Source organism: Flavobacterium granuli (genome assembly GCF_900129705.1).
GTDB classification, from domain to species: Bacteria; Bacteroidota; Bacteroidia; order Flavobacteriales; family Flavobacteriaceae; genus Flavobacterium; species Flavobacterium granuli.
In genome coordinates, this window is record NZ_FQWO01000003.1 from 70,809 (window position 1) to 84,345 (window position 13,537).

Consider the following 13,537-nt stretch of genomic DNA (forward strand, 5'->3'; position numbering starts at 1 on the left):
AAATAACAGAACACTATCGGATAAGTTTTTGTTTGCTTCCAATTAATGGGGTATTTTTATGAAATCGTTAAAAAATAAAAGATTAACGGTGAAAACAGCATCAAAACATAGCGATTTTTTAATACGAAGGGCTAATTCTGATGAAAAGTTATGTTTTTAAAAATATCGCTAAAAATTACATTAAATGTAATTTATATTCCAAATATTTAGTAATTTCGCAAACTGAAAACAAAAATCACCTTTTAGGTTAACAATATGGCAAGATTTGAATTAAAGCTTCCAAAAATGGGAGAAAGTGTCGCAGAAGCAACCATTACAAATTGGTTAAAAGAAGTTGGAGACAAAATTGAAGCTGACGAGGCAGTGCTAGAAATTGCAACGGATAAAGTGGACAGCGAAGTGCCTAGTGAAGTTAGTGGTGTTTTGGTTGAGAAGTTGTTTGGTAAAGATGATTTAGTTCAAGTAGGTCAAACCATTGCTATTATTGAAACAGAAGGTGGTGAGATAAGTACTAAGGTTGAAGAAGCTGTGGCCCCAGAAGTGGTTGCTGAAGTAGAAAAAACAGTGGAAGCAGCCAGAGAAAGTGTTGCAGTTCCAGTTGATTTTTCAGATTCAGATAAATTCTTTTCTCCATTAGTTAAGAACATTGCAAAAGAAGAGGAGGTTTCGATTGCTGAATTAGAAACAATCAATGGTACAGGAAAAGATGGAAGAGTTACCAAAAATGATATATTAGATTACGTAAAAAATAGAGGAAATCAACCAGTATCCGCTGCGACAACTGCGATTGAAACACCAAAAGTAGCTCCTGCCGCTGTAGCTCAAAAAGCAGCTCCGGTTTCTCTAAGCGGAGGCGATGAGATTGTTGAAATGGACAGAATGCGCAAGTTGATTGCGGGTTATATGGTCGCTTCGGTACAAACATCGGCTCATGTGCAATCGTTTATTGAGGTTGATGTGACCAATATTGTAAAATGGAGAGAAAAACATAAAAATGCTTTCGAAAAGAGAGAAGGAGAGAAGTTGACGTACACGCCAATCTTTATGGAAGCGGTTGCAAAAGCATTGAAAGATTATCCGGGAATGAATATTTCTGTGGACGGCGATTTTATTATCAAAAAGAAAAATATCAATTTAGGGATGGCGGCTTCGTTGCCAAATGGAAATCTAATTGTTCCGGTTATTAAAAATGCGGATCAGTTGAATTTAGTTGGAATGGCTAAGGCGGTAAACGACTTAGGTGGTCGTGCAAAAGCTGGAAAATTAAAACCAGATGATACTCAAGGAGGAACTTATACGGTTACTAATGTGGGGACTTTTGGAAGTGTTTTTGGAACGCCAATCTTAAATCAGCCACAAGTAGGGATTCTAGCTCTTGGAGCCATACGTAAAATGCCGGCAGTTATCGAGACACCGGAAGGAGATTTCATAGGTATTCGTCAAAAAATGTTCCTTTCGCATAGCTATGACCATCGTGTTGTGGATGGTGCGTTAGGTGGAAGTTTTGTAAAACGTGTTGCTGAATACCTGGAAGCATTTGATGTAAATAGGGATTTGTAAAAGATTAAAAGATTAGATAAAGAACTCAACAGATTTTTTTGATTTGTTGGGTTTTTTAGTTTTGTAAAAAGATTAGACTTTTGAGTAAAACTCTTTCTTGATTTGAGAATTGACAAGCTTTAAAATTAAAATTTTTGAAAAAACAATGGTCTGATTTCATGTTTAAAAATTACATTTGTAATATTATAAAAATAAAAAATGGAACTTAAGTTAAATAAACCAATCTGCTTTTTTGACCTGGAAACTACAGGAATTGACATTGGAAAAGACAGAATTGTTGAGATATCAATATTTAAAGTTTTTCCTAACGGAAATAAAGAAAGCAAGACGTGGTTAGTGAATCCTACAATTCCAATTCCGCCACAAACAACAGCTGTTCATGGAATTACGAATGAAAAAGTAGCTAATGAGCCTACTTTTAATGAGTTGGCTTCTCAGGTTTATAATATGATAAAGGATAGTGATTTGGCTGGTTTTAATTCTGATCGCTTTGATATTCCATTATTGGCTGAAGAATTGCTTCGTGCCGGCGTGGATTTCGATATGAAAAACAGGGTTTCGGTGGATGTTCAGACTATTTTTCATAAAATGGAAGAGCGTACTCTATCAGCGGCTCTTAAGTTTTATTGCGGCAAAGGATTGGAGAATGCACATTCTGCCGAAGCGGATACGATGGCGACTTATGAGATATTGAAGGCGCAATTGGATCGTTATCCGGAGCTTGAAAATGATGTGAAGTTGCTTTCTGAATTTTCGACAAGAAAAAAAATAGCCGATTTTGCTGGAATGATCGCTTTTGATGAAGATGATAATGAGATTTTTGCTTTCGGAAAACATAAAGGAGTGAAGGTAGATACGGTTTTGGAAAAGGAACCGGGTTATTTCAGTTGGATACAAAATGCGGATTTTCCTTTGTATACCAAAAAAGTATTGACTGCAATCAAATTAAGAAAATTGAATACGAAATAAGTGTTCAGTGTTCAGTTCTAAACTGACCACTGATTACTGAATACTAAAGTTATGAAGATAATTTGTATCGGCAGAAATTATGTCAATCATATAGAGGAGTTGCAAAATGAGCGTCCTACTGAACCTGTGGTTTTTATGAAACCGGATTCGGCGATTTTATTAAAGCAGCATCCGTTTGTTATTCCGGAATTTTCGGAGGATATTCATCATGAGGTTGAGATTATTGTCAAAATAAGTAAGGTGGGGAAATACATCGAACCTAAGTTTGCTCATAAATATTATGACGAAATTAGTGTGGGAATAGATTTCACTGCTCGTGATTTACAGTCAAAGTTGAAAGCCAAAGGATTGCCGTGGGAAAAAGCTAAGGCATTTGATGGATCAGCGGTTATTGGAGATTTTTTACCTAAAGAGCAATTTAGTTCGTTAGAAAATCTTACTTTTGAGTTGACTAATAATGGAAAGTCGGTGCAAATGGGTGATTCAGCCTATATGTTGTGGAAAATTGATGAGCTTATTTCTTATGTTTCTCAATATTTTACTTTGAAAATAGGTGATATTATTTTTACAGGAACTCCTGAAGGAGTTGCTGCTGTGCAACCGAATGATGTTTTAGAAGGATTTTTAGAAGGACATAAACTCTTTAGAATACAAGTAAAATAATGGCTTTAAACTATAACCTTTCAAAAGTGTACGCACTTTCAGATAATGACACCGAATTTGTAAATGAAATTCTTACTCTGTTTGTGACAGAGGTTCCTGAGGATTTGTTGCAAATAAAAGAAGGAATTAAAAAGAAAGATCACAAGCATGCGTATGCTTATGCGCATAAAATTAAACCCACTCTTGATTTGCTGGGGTTAAATGTGGCTTTTGAGGAAATTCTGCAATTGGAAGCTTGGACCAAAGAAGAAGGTAAAAAGAAAGATATTAAAGATACTTTTAAGAGCATTAAGAGTCAAGTGAGTGATGCCGTTAAAGAAATAAAAAAAGATTTCGATTTGTAATTTTTCAAATGTTTGTATTTCTGTTGTAAAAACTTTTAAAAATTCAGCATTCATTTTTTCTTGAATGTTGAATTTTATTTATAGTCTCAATCCTAAATTTTTAGTAAAGAATGAAAGCAACCATAGTTACTATTGGCGATGAAATTTTAATAGGGCAAATTGTAGATACGAATTCTGCTTTTATAGCTAAATCATTAGATGGTATAGGGATAGAGATCGATGAAATGATTTCGATTAGTGATGATAAGCAAAGTATATTAAAGACTTTCTTGTGTTTACAAAATAAAGTAGATTTGGTTATTCTAACCGGGGGTTTAGGGCCTACGAAAGACGATATTACTAAGAAAACGTTTTGTGATTATTTTGAAGATGAATTGATTGTGGATCAAGGAGTTTTGGCTCATGTTACGCAGCTTATTGAGGGTTTTTATAAGCGTCCAATTACGCAAATCAACAAGGATCAAGCTTTGGTTCCGTCAAAATGTACGGTGCTTCCTAATCAGGTGGGTACGGCTCCGGGTATGTGGATGAAGAAAGAAAATACTGTTTTTGTTTCGCTACCAGGGGTTCCTTATGAAATGAAATACTTGGTTGAAAATGAGATTGTTCCAAGAGTTGTGAAAGAATACAAGCGTCCGTTTATTGTCCATAAAACGATTCTTACTTACGGTCAAGGAGAAAGTCTTGTGGCGGAACGTATTGAAGATTGGGAAAATAATCTTCCTGATTTTATAAAATTGGCTTATTTACCAAGTCCGGGAAGAGTGCGTTTGCGGCTTTCTGCTCGAGGAGATAATAAGCAGCAATTGATGGATGCAATCGAGGAAAAGGTGCGTTCATTGGATGTGATTATTGGTGATATTATCGTTGGTTTTGAAGAAGAAGAAACGATTGAGGTTGTGGTTGGGGAATTGTTGAAAAAACATAAAATGACTATTTCTACTGCCGAAAGTTGTACCGGCGGAACAATTGCATCGGTTTTGTCAGCGGTACCCGGAGCTTCAAATTACTTTAAAGGAAGTGTGGTTTCCTATGCAACGGAAGCGAAAATAGATGTTTTGGGCATTCCTGAAAGTTTGATAAAGGAGTTTTCTGTGGTGAGTGCTGAGGTGGTTTCGGCTATGGCCTTGAGTGTGAAAAATCTGATGAAAACAGATTTTGCAATTGCGACTACTGGAAATGCAGGGCCGACTAAAGGGGATGAAAATGCTGAAATTGGTACTGTTTTTATCGCTTTGGCAACGCCAAATGAAGTGATTGTTGAAGAATATAATTTTGGTCAACCACGTGAAAAAGTGATAGATAGAGCGGTGATTAAAAGTTTAGAACTATTAAGGAAAGAATTTTTGAAAAATGTGTAGTGATTTTTTTGCTTCATCCGTTTATTTTTCTTTTCTTTGCACCCTGATTTTGAATAACGATAAAAGATAAGCATAATGTCAAGAGTTTGTGACCTTACAGGTAAAAGAGCGATGGTAGGAAATAACGTTTCTCACGCTATGAATAAAACTAAGAGAAAATTTTCTGTAAACTTAGTTAAAAAGCGTTTTTATCTTCCAGAAGAAGATAGATGGATTACTCTTAGAGTAGCAGCATCTACGATAAAAACAATTAACAAAAATGGAATTGCTGCAGTTTTGAAAAAAGCGCAGTCACAAGGATTTATTAAATAATCTTTATTCCAATATAAATAAATAGCAAGATGGCAAAGAAAGGTAATAGAATCCAGGTAATTTTAGAATGTACTGAACACAAAGCATCAGGTGTTGCAGGAACTTCAAGATACATAACAACAAAGAACAAAAAAAATACTCCGGATAGATTAGAGATTAAAAAATTTAATCCAGTTTTGAAGAGAGTAACTGTTCATAAAGAAATTAAATAATTAGAGATTTTTATTTTTTAAAAATTTCAAATAAACAAATAGTAAGTCATGGCAAAGAAAACAGTAGCATCGTTACAAACATCTTCTAAGAGATTATCAAAAGCCATCAAAATGGTGAAATCTCCTAAAACAGGTGCATATACATTCGTAGAATCTATTATGGCTCCTGAAGCTGTTGATGAATTCTTGAAAAAGAACTAATTAGTTAAGCATTATATAGAAAAGCTACTTTCATTCGGAAGTAGCTTTTTTATTTTATATATTTGTCAGTGAATTTTTAGAAGCAAAACATTTGGGCTATTTTTTAGACTGATTTCCCGTTTTCCGATAATTATCGGGACGTTGCAAACTTTATTTAGGATAAGAAAGATCTTGAAATAAAGGGTTTTTACTGCAATCGGGGCTAATAAAAACATTTGGGTATCTTTAAAGAATCCCAATTCCCAAATCCTAAAACCCAAATTAAAATGAGTTTTTTCAAAAGAATATTTTCATCAGAAAAAAAAGAGACTTTGGATAAAAGTCTTGAAAAATCAAAAACATCTTTCTTTTCTAAGTTAAGTAAGGCCATTGCCGGAAAGTCTAAGGTTGATGATGATGTTTTGGATAATTTAGAGGAAATACTTGTCTCCTCGGATGTTGGTGTCGATACGACATTGAAAATAATTACCCGAATTGAAAGCCGTGTCGCTGCTGATAAATACCTTGGTACTGATGAGCTTAATCAAATTTTGCAAGAAGAAATTGCAGCTTTGCTGTCTGAAACCAATACTGGCGAAGCTACTGAGTTTGTAATTCCAATTAATACAAAACCCTATGTTTTAATGGTTGTTGGTGTCAACGGAGTGGGGAAAACCACGACGATAGGCAAGCTGGCATATCAATTTAAAAAGCAAGGATACAAAGTGGTTCTTGGTGCAGCCGATACTTTTAGAGCGGCGGCGATTGACCAATTGCAAATATGGGCCGATAGAGTTGGGGTTCCAATTGTAAGACAAAATATGGGTTCAGATCCGGCTTCAGTGGCATTTGATACTTTGCAATCGGCAGTAGCGCAAGGAGCAGATGTTGTAATTATTGATACAGCAGGTCGTTTGCATAATAAAATTAACCTGATGAATGAATTGACAAAGGTAAAACGAGTGATGCAAAAAGTCGTAGCCGATGCGCCACATGATGTTTTGTTGGTTTTGGATGGTTCTACAGGTCAAAATGCTTTTGAGCAAGCTAAGCAATTTACCGCGGCTACCGAAGTGACTTCTCTTGCTGTTACCAAATTAGATGGGACGGCTAAAGGCGGGGTTGTTATTGGAATTTCAGATCAGTTTAAAATTCCGGTAAAATATATTGGTGTAGGAGAAGGTATTGAAGATTTGCAGGTTTTTAATAAATATGAGTTTGTGGATTCTTTCTTTAAATAATTTATACAATGAATTTTTCTTCGATTAAAAATATTCCAACGATGTATCTCTATTTAGGGAGCATTTTTTCCTTTGTTTTGGCTAATATGGTTAGAGATAAAAATATTATTTTCTACTATGTTTTATTGGTTGTTGGAGTTTTGTTTTTTGTTTTCGGTTTGTTTAAAAGAACTAGAAAACAATAGATTCTGCAATTTATAAAGTAGTGTTTGATTTCAAAAAAGAACTGTAATTTAGGTTAATCTTTAAGTATTAAATGTATTATTTGTTAGGTTTTTGGATTAATTCTACTGCTGTATTTTTTAATATTGATTGCTTTAAAAACTATGGGTTCTATTATAACTACAGAAGAAACTCTTCAAGAGCGGATTAAGGAATTGTCCTGTCTCTATGATGTTTCCTCTGTGATTATTCTTCATGAAGAATCCGTTACAGATACTTTAGATAAGATTTGTTCTATTCTAGAACGAGCTTGGCGATTTTCTGACAAAGCAATTATCGAGTTGCAATTAGGAGATTATTATTTTTCTACTTCTAAATTAATGCCAGAGGAGACTGTTTTTCAACAATCGATAATTTCAGTTTTTAACGAAAGTAAAGGATATCTTAAAGTGCATTATCCATTAGGGGAGTTTTCTCAGAATGATTTTTTGTGTGATGAACAAAAACTACTCAATAAGGTTTCTTCGGATATTAGTAGTTTTTATGAGCGACATTTGAATCAAGAAAAGAATGAGTTGCTGAAACGAAATATGGAGCGAGTAGATCGGCTTGCTATTTTGGGTGAAATAACGGCTGGAATTGCTCATGAACTGAATACTCCTTTGGGAAATATTTTGGGTTTTGCAGAATTGATTCAAGAATCTACTAAAGAAAAACAATCTCAGTTAGATTGTGCTAAAATTATCAAAGCTGCTATTTATTCGAGAGAAGTGGTTAAAAAACTTATGTTTTTTTCCTGTGAGATGCCTCAAAATAGGAGGTTTGTTGAAGTAGTACCTGTTATTTCGGAGGCTTTAAGTTTAATGGGGCCTAATTTCAAAAAAGCTGAAATTAGTTATGAGTTTGACTATCAAGACCCGCAATTGGAAGTGCAATTAGATTCGATTCAGTTTACTCAAATTTTATTCAATATTTTAATAAATGCCATTTATGTTTCTCCTAAGAACTCGGTTATTAAAGTAAAGATTTATGTCTTAGAGTCGGACTTTTTCATAGAAATTGCCGATCAAGGACCTGGTATAGTTGAAGAATTTAAATCTAAAATATTTGAGCCATTTTTTACTACAAAACCTGTAGGTGAAGGTTCGGGCTTAGGACTTAGTGTGGTGCATGGTATTGTTAAAAGTCATAAGGGAGATATTTTTTCTTTTGATAATGTGCCTCAAGGAACTATTTTTCAAATAAGATTACCTTTAAAGACAATTTAATGAAGTTAAAGAAAGAAAATATTCTAATTGTTGATGATAATTATGATATGCTTGAGTTGCTTCATCGCAATTTAAAGGCTCAAAATTTTCACACTTATAAAGCTTCTTCTGTGAAGGAAGCCATTGAGATTTTAAAATTCAGTACTATAGATTTACTGATTACTGATTTGCAGATGCCTGGAATTAATGGTATCGAATTGGTGAAATATGTTCAGGAACATTTTCCTGTTATTCCAAAATTAGTTATTACAGGATTTCCGTCTGTCGATGGAGCTATTGAAGCGGTTAAGTCCGGAGCTTTGGATTATTTGGCCAAGCCTTTTACTAATGAAGAGTTGAACGCTGCGGTGCAGAATTTAATTGTTTCAAAAGAGAGAGCAAAAAACAGTACTGAAAAAGTAGTTTCTTCTGATGTGAAAATTAAAGAATATGCGGGTATTGTAGGGAAATCTCAGCAGATAGTTCAGTTGATAGATTTGATTCAACGGGTGAAAGACAATAGAGCTACAATTTTGATTCAAGGCGAGAGTGGTACCGGAAAAGAGTTGGTGGCTAGAGCGATACATTATCAAGGAGCTTTTTCTTCTAAACCGTTTATTACGGTAAATTGCGGTGCTATACCTGAAAATTTAATGGAATCGGAGCTTTTTGGTTATGTGAAAGGCGCTTTTACTGGGGCCAATGAGAATAGGGATGGTTTTTTTCAAGCAGCTGCAGGCGGAACGATATTTTTAGATGAAATAGGGACGGCTCCTTTGGCTGTTCAAACTAGGTTGTTGAGAGTGTTACAGGAAAAAGAAATCAGTATGATTGGTTCTCAGAAAAGCCAGAAAGTTGAACTGAGAATTATTGCAGCTACAAATAATGATCTCTATGAGATGTCTAATAAGGGGATTTTTCGTGAGGATCTTTATTATAGATTAAATGTAGTGAATATTGAAACTCCGCCACTGCGTCATCGCCGTGGTGATATAAGGCTTTTAGTAGCAACTTTTTTGGATAAATATAGCGTGGAGTATAGCAAACCTCAGATTACTATTTCAGATAATGCAGTCGAGATCTTGATGCGTCATTCATGGCCGGGTAATGTCAGGGAATTGGAAAATGTAATCCAAAGAATGATTATTATGAGTGGTGATCAAATTGAAGTTAGGGATGTTCCTGAATACTTAAAATATCCAATGCCATTTGAAAAGGAAGAACTTAAGTCTTTAAAGGACATGGAAAAAGCACATATTTTAAAGGTTCTTGCAGCTGTAGATAACAATAAAACTCGCGCAGCAGAAATACTTCAAATTGATCGAAAAACACTTCGTCAAAAACTAGATAAATAATTTTTTTTGGGGAATACCTCCTCTTTCGGGTAGTTTTACCCCGCTTATTTTTAGTATATATATCCCTATCTTTTATCAAGCCCCTTGTTTCTAAGGGGTTTGTTGTTTCTACGAGTAAGATCATTTCAATTGGCATGCAGTTTGTCTATTGCTAGTAGAATAATTGTTTTTTTTGGATAAATAAGTTTTTAAAAGATATAAAATGAGCTTGTTAGGTAAAAAAGGGATTGATTATATTCCTATTGTCATTAAAAAAAAATCAAAAAAAGATAAGATGATAATTGATTTGGATCTATCATCAGTTTCAAAAGAAAAAGCAATTGTTACAAATGGTTTGATTTCGGGTTTGTGTAGTCATTGCGATGATAATTTGCACTGTGACTGGAAACGGAATAATAAGATGTTTTGTGAACATTATCAATAAAATAATATGACAACTATAAAAGGAGCAACAAAAAAAAGTATGCTCGACAATGTGATGCAACAGTTTAATAAAACAGCTGATAGCATTAATTTGAATCCAAATATTAGAAAAATTTTATCAGTAACAAATAATGAAATTAAAATTAACTTCCCCGTTAAGATGGACAATGGTGAAGTACGAGTTTTTACCGGTTACCGAGTGCAACACAACAATGCATTAGGGCCTTATAAAGGCGGTTTGCGTTACCATCCCTCAGTAGATGCCGAGGATACTAAAGCGCTTGCTATGTGGATGACTTGGAAAACCTCATTGGCTGGTTTGCCTTATGGCGGGGCAAAAGGAGGAATTCAAATTGATCCAAAAGAATTTTCAATTCAAGAGCTGGAACGTATTACAAGACGTTTTACTTATGCTTTGGGAGAAAACATTGGTCCGGAACATGATATTCCGGCACCAGATGTCAATACTAATGAACAAACGATGGCTTGGATGGCTGATACATTTATGTCAACAAAACCATCATCAGAGCGCTCTCGTAATCAGCATGTGGTAACAGGGAAACCCGTTGGTTCTGGTGGTTTAGAAGGGAGAAATCGTTCCACTGGTTACGGGGTGTATCTGACTATTAAGTTGCTGTACAAAAGTAGAGGTGAAAGTTTGCAGGGTAAAAAGTTTATTGTACAAGGTTTTGGTAATGTAGGTTATTGGGCTTCTCATTTCTTAAGTCAGGATGGTGCCATTATGATAGCAGTTCAGGATGCTCAGGCTACAATAATTAATGAAAATGGGATAGCCGTACAAGCTTTATTTGATCATTCAAAAGCTGTAAATGGCTCTGTAAAAGGCTTTGTTGGCGCTAAAGAAATGGACTCAGACTTGTTTTTTGCTTTGCCTTGTGATATCCTTATTCCAGCGGCTTTAGGAAATCAAATTACGGAGGAAAACGCCTATTCTGTTAAAGCAGATGTGATTGCAGAAGGGGCAAATGGGCCTATAGATACCGAAGGAGAGCAAATCCTGTTAAGAAATGGAATTACCATTATTCCTGATATTTTATGTAATTCAGGTGGGGTGATTGGTAGTTATTTTGAATGGCTTCAAAATAGAAATGGGGAGCTTTGGTCATTGGAAGAAGTGATGCAAAAGATTGATAAAAAACTTAGTGAGGCCTTCTATAAAGTGGAAGGTTTTGTAGAAGAAGGGGAAATTGACTGGAGAACAGCAGCCTATATTTTAGCAATAACAAGGATAGAAATAGCCTATAATCATAGAGGGATTTTTCCTTAAACACTTTTTAATCAGTTTAATAAAAATATACCTTTATAGTGACTCAGCGTTACTATAGAGGTTTTGACTTTACACTTTTACATTATAATTATGAAATACGGACAATTAATAGTAGACGAAAGAGAGTATGCTTTGCTAATGCGAAATATAGAGAGTTCTAGAAGTCAGGAAGATAAAATATATAGAGATTCAATTAAAAAGTTGAAAACGGAATTGCTATCTGCTAAAATTAAGAAAGAAGGCAAGATGCCAGAAGATGTAATTCGATACAATTCGGTTGTGAGAATTCGAACGCCTTTTAATACGGAAAGTAGTTATCAAATTGTGACTCCTGAGAAAAGTAATATAAAGCAAAACAAAATTTCTATTTTGTCTCCTATGGGATTGGCGCTTTTTGGTTATGCCAAGGGCGATCGCATAGTTTGGCAATTTCCGTCAGGGACTAATGAGATTGAGATTATCGGTGTAAGCCAGCAGGAAATTCAGCTTAATACTGAAGTGCTATGAAAGATTTGATTTACAAACATGAGACAATTGACGATATCCAAATGAAATTTATGGATAAAGATATTGAGCTTTGGAAAGAAGAAATTTCGATTATAAGGGTAGAAATTCTTTTTTTTAAACGAATGTTAACTTCGTCTGTTTTTAAGGTTTTGATTTTCAATCAGCAAAAAAAAGAGGATTTAATAAAAGATCTTATAAAAGTTAAAGAAATAAATGAATCCTATTACAATCAATTAGTAGATTTTCTGAATAAGTTGGATATGATAAAAGAGTGCGATGATGTTCAATGCGAAACGTTCTATTTAAATAATCACACTAAGTTTAGAAAAGAGATCGAAAGCCATTTTTCGGCTTATCGATATTATAAAAAGAATGTTATTTTATTTTTTGACAGCTATCTCGAAGATAAAATATAAAAATAAGTTTTGTAGTTGATTTTGATTGAAAACACATTTGGATTCTGTTCGAATGTGTTTTTTATTGATACAAGGCTCTGATTTTTTGCCATAATACTGCATCAAAGTCTGATAACGCTAGGTTTGAATTGTCTGCTGCATTTCCCATCCTGATGATTACCATATTCTTGCTGGGAACAACATAGATTTTTTGATCATTTTTCCCTAAAGCCATAAACATATCATTTGGCGCAGAGGGAATTATGCTTCCTGAAAATTGCAATTGTGATTGAGGTAAGTGGTAGCTGCTTTTTCCGTTGATCCACCATAAATATCCATATCCCGAATTTATATTTTGTGAAGTTGTTGTAGCGGTATTACAATAGTTTTCATTTAGAATGATATTATTATCCCATTTTCCTTTATTGAGAATTAGTAAGCCAAAACGCGCCATGCTTCTTGTAGTACTTGTGTATACAGAGTTATTATCAACTGTAATCCAGTTGCCGTCCATTCCTATTTTGTCCCTTAACCTGGCGTTGAAGTAATTAGTCCAAGTTTGATTTGTAGCTTGGGCAATGATATCCTGCAATTTGACATAAACATTGTGATACGCCCATCGGGTTCCGGCATCTGCTTTATAGGTCAAACAATCAGCTGTGACACAATCTCCATTGTCTAAGTCTTCCAGTCCGGAAGTCATAGTAAGTAAGTGTTTAGCAGTAATCAGGTTTTCTTTGTTTAAGGCTAAGCTTGTCCAGTTATTTCCTAGATAGGTTGAGACCTTGGTGTCCAGATTTATAAATCCTTCCTGTTCTGCAATTCCGGTTAGGGTTGCTGTCAAGGTTTTTCCGGCGCTGGCCCAATACCAATTTGTATTAGCAGTATGGCCATTGAAATAATTTTCCATAACAATTCGTCCATTGACCAAAATCATAAAAGACTTGGTGTTTTTTATTTGCAAATAGTCTAAAAGCGGTTGAACGGCCGATTGTTTCCAGTTCAAGTCTGCAATTGATTTTGTTTCCCAGTTTGTTCCTGTAAGGGGAGGAAAATAAGAATCTGTATTTGTAGTTGGAATTTTGGTTTCGGAATTGCAACTAGCAAATAAAAGCAAAATCAGAAGGTTGTAGATTGTTTTTGGCATGCTTTGATTTTTATTTTTTCTTTGGATTAAAAATAGCTAAAATAGTTTAATGTGTTTTGCTATTTTTGTTTTCTTTAAACTTAATAAGCTTAACTTTGTCGCATATAAAAAAGAGATTTTATTGACCCAATTCCTAGCCCTGATGGAAGCGGCATCCCGCACTTTTTTTAG

The 13,537-nt window shown here is 34.6% G+C and carries 16 protein-coding genes; 15 read left to right on the forward strand and 1 reads right to left on the reverse strand.

Annotation, left to right across the window (positions count from 1 at the left end):
* Window positions 1-255 precede the first annotated feature (255 nt).
* The 15 genes from BUB25_RS05330 (at window position 256) to BUB25_RS05400 (ending at window position 12,240) form a co-directional block, all read left to right on the forward strand.
* Window positions 256-1,560 carry a dihydrolipoamide acetyltransferase family protein gene (locus BUB25_RS05330; RefSeq protein ID WP_072941256.1) on the forward strand — a complete coding sequence of 435 codons (1,305 nt, stop codon included), beginning with the start codon at window positions 256-258 and terminating at the stop codon, window positions 1,558-1,560.
* A 198-nt stretch (window positions 1,561-1,758) separates the two neighbouring features.
* Window positions 1,759-2,529, forward strand: a complete 771-nt coding sequence (locus tag BUB25_RS05335) for a 3'-5' exonuclease (protein ID WP_072941259.1) — start codon at window positions 1,759-1,761, stop codon at window positions 2,527-2,529.
* Window positions 2,530-2,580: 51 nt separating this feature from the next.
* Window positions 2,581-3,192: a fumarylacetoacetate hydrolase family protein gene (locus tag BUB25_RS05340; RefSeq protein ID WP_072941265.1), complete on the forward strand. Its 612-nt coding sequence runs from the start codon at window positions 2,581-2,583 to the stop codon at window positions 3,190-3,192.
* Complete coding sequence (locus tag BUB25_RS05345; RefSeq protein ID WP_072941270.1) at window positions 3,192-3,536, forward strand: Hpt domain-containing protein; 345 nt, start codon at window positions 3,192-3,194, stop codon at window positions 3,534-3,536. The genes BUB25_RS05340 and BUB25_RS05345 overlap by 1 nt, the downstream gene beginning before the upstream one ends.
* Window positions 3,537-3,646: 110 nt before the next feature.
* Window positions 3,647-4,897, forward strand: coding sequence for a CinA family nicotinamide mononucleotide deamidase-related protein (locus BUB25_RS05350; RefSeq protein ID WP_072941274.1), 1,251 nt, complete (start codon window positions 3,647-3,649; stop codon window positions 4,895-4,897).
* A gap of 75 nt (window positions 4,898-4,972) precedes the next feature.
* Entirely contained in the window at window positions 4,973-5,209 is a 237-nt protein-coding gene (gene rpmB / locus BUB25_RS05355; RefSeq protein WP_072941276.1) for a 50S ribosomal protein L28, read from the forward strand.
* 29 nt (window positions 5,210-5,238) lie between these two features.
* Window positions 5,239-5,421 carry a 50S ribosomal protein L33 gene (gene rpmG / locus BUB25_RS05360; RefSeq protein WP_011963553.1) on the forward strand — a complete coding sequence of 61 codons (183 nt, stop codon included), beginning with the start codon at window positions 5,239-5,241 and terminating at the stop codon, window positions 5,419-5,421.
* Window positions 5,422-5,469: 48 nt separating this feature from the next.
* Window positions 5,470-5,622 carry a DUF4295 domain-containing protein gene (locus tag BUB25_RS05365; RefSeq protein WP_072941281.1) on the forward strand — a complete coding sequence of 51 codons (153 nt, stop codon included), beginning with the start codon at window positions 5,470-5,472 and terminating at the stop codon, window positions 5,620-5,622.
* A 266-nt stretch (window positions 5,623-5,888) separates the two neighbouring features.
* Window positions 5,889-6,842 (forward strand): signal recognition particle-docking protein FtsY, encoded by a 954-nt coding sequence (gene ftsY, locus BUB25_RS05370; RefSeq protein ID WP_072942066.1) that lies wholly within the window; start codon window positions 5,889-5,891, stop codon window positions 6,840-6,842.
* 308 nt (window positions 6,843-7,150) lie between these two features.
* Window positions 7,151-8,272: a sensor histidine kinase gene (locus BUB25_RS05375; RefSeq protein ID WP_317047065.1), complete on the forward strand. Its 1,122-nt coding sequence runs from the start codon at window positions 7,151-7,153 to the stop codon at window positions 8,270-8,272.
* The gene (locus BUB25_RS05380) at window positions 8,272-9,606 is read left to right on the forward strand and encodes a sigma-54-dependent transcriptional regulator (RefSeq protein ID WP_072941288.1); all 1,335 of its coding nucleotides are present in this window, start codon (window positions 8,272-8,274) and stop codon (window positions 9,604-9,606) included. The genes BUB25_RS05375 and BUB25_RS05380 overlap by 1 nt, the downstream gene beginning before the upstream one ends.
* A 202-nt stretch (window positions 9,607-9,808) precedes the next feature.
* Complete coding sequence (locus tag BUB25_RS05385) at window positions 9,809-10,030, forward strand: hypothetical protein (RefSeq protein WP_072941291.1); 222 nt, start codon at window positions 9,809-9,811, stop codon at window positions 10,028-10,030.
* Window positions 10,031-10,036: 6 nt separating this feature from the next.
* Window positions 10,037-11,317 carry a Glu/Leu/Phe/Val family dehydrogenase gene (locus tag BUB25_RS05390; protein ID WP_072941311.1) on the forward strand — a complete coding sequence of 427 codons (1,281 nt, stop codon included), beginning with the start codon at window positions 10,037-10,039 and terminating at the stop codon, window positions 11,315-11,317.
* A gap of 90 nt (window positions 11,318-11,407) precedes the next feature.
* On the forward strand, window positions 11,408-11,824 hold the full coding sequence (locus BUB25_RS05395) for a GreA/GreB family elongation factor (protein ID WP_072941314.1): 417 nt from the start codon (window positions 11,408-11,410) through the stop codon (window positions 11,822-11,824).
* The gene (locus tag BUB25_RS05400) at window positions 11,821-12,240 is read left to right on the forward strand and encodes a hypothetical protein (RefSeq protein WP_072941317.1); all 420 of its coding nucleotides are present in this window, start codon (window positions 11,821-11,823) and stop codon (window positions 12,238-12,240) included. The genes BUB25_RS05395 and BUB25_RS05400 overlap by 4 nt, the downstream gene beginning before the upstream one ends.
* Before the next feature lie 61 nt (window positions 12,241-12,301).
* Here the strand turns inward: BUB25_RS05400 and BUB25_RS05405 are convergent, their stop codons facing one another.
* Entirely contained in the window at window positions 12,302-13,366 is a 1,065-nt protein-coding gene (locus tag BUB25_RS05405) for a serine hydrolase domain-containing protein (protein ID WP_072941320.1), read from the reverse strand.
* Window positions 13,367-13,537: the final 171 nt, after the last annotated feature.

Bases quoted from the DNA above. Each gene is read 5' to 3' on its own strand.
- ftsY (WP_072942066.1), top strand. From the start codon at position 5,889: ATGAGTTTTTTCAAAAGAATATTTTCATCAGAAAAAAAAGAGACTTTG.
- BUB25_RS05405 (WP_072941320.1), bottom strand. From the start codon at position 13,366: ATGCCAAAAACAATCTACAACCTTCTGATTTTGCTTTTATTTGCTAGT.
- rpmB (WP_072941276.1), top strand. From the start codon at position 4,973: ATGTCAAGAGTTTGTGACCTTACAGGTAAAAGAGCGATGGTAGGAAAT.
- BUB25_RS05390 (WP_072941311.1), top strand. From the start codon at position 10,037: ATGACAACTATAAAAGGAGCAACAAAAAAAAGTATGCTCGACAATGTG.
- BUB25_RS05380 (WP_072941288.1), top strand. From the start codon at position 8,272: ATGAAGTTAAAGAAAGAAAATATTCTAATTGTTGATGATAATTATGAT.
- BUB25_RS05330 (WP_072941256.1), top strand. From the start codon at position 256: ATGGCAAGATTTGAATTAAAGCTTCCAAAAATGGGAGAAAGTGTCGCA.
- BUB25_RS05395 (WP_072941314.1), top strand. From the start codon at position 11,408: ATGAAATACGGACAATTAATAGTAGACGAAAGAGAGTATGCTTTGCTA.
- rpmG (WP_011963553.1), top strand. From the start codon at position 5,239: ATGGCAAAGAAAGGTAATAGAATCCAGGTAATTTTAGAATGTACTGAA.
- BUB25_RS05350 (WP_072941274.1), top strand. From the start codon at position 3,647: ATGAAAGCAACCATAGTTACTATTGGCGATGAAATTTTAATAGGGCAA.
- BUB25_RS05340 (WP_072941265.1), top strand. From the start codon at position 2,581: ATGAAGATAATTTGTATCGGCAGAAATTATGTCAATCATATAGAGGAG.
- BUB25_RS05400 (WP_072941317.1), top strand. From the start codon at position 11,821: ATGAAAGATTTGATTTACAAACATGAGACAATTGACGATATCCAAATG.
- BUB25_RS05385 (WP_072941291.1), top strand. From the start codon at position 9,809: ATGAGCTTGTTAGGTAAAAAAGGGATTGATTATATTCCTATTGTCATT.
- BUB25_RS05335 (WP_072941259.1), top strand. From the start codon at position 1,759: ATGGAACTTAAGTTAAATAAACCAATCTGCTTTTTTGACCTGGAAACT.
- BUB25_RS05345 (WP_072941270.1), top strand. From the start codon at position 3,192: ATGGCTTTAAACTATAACCTTTCAAAAGTGTACGCACTTTCAGATAAT.
- BUB25_RS05365 (WP_072941281.1), top strand. From the start codon at position 5,470: ATGGCAAAGAAAACAGTAGCATCGTTACAAACATCTTCTAAGAGATTA.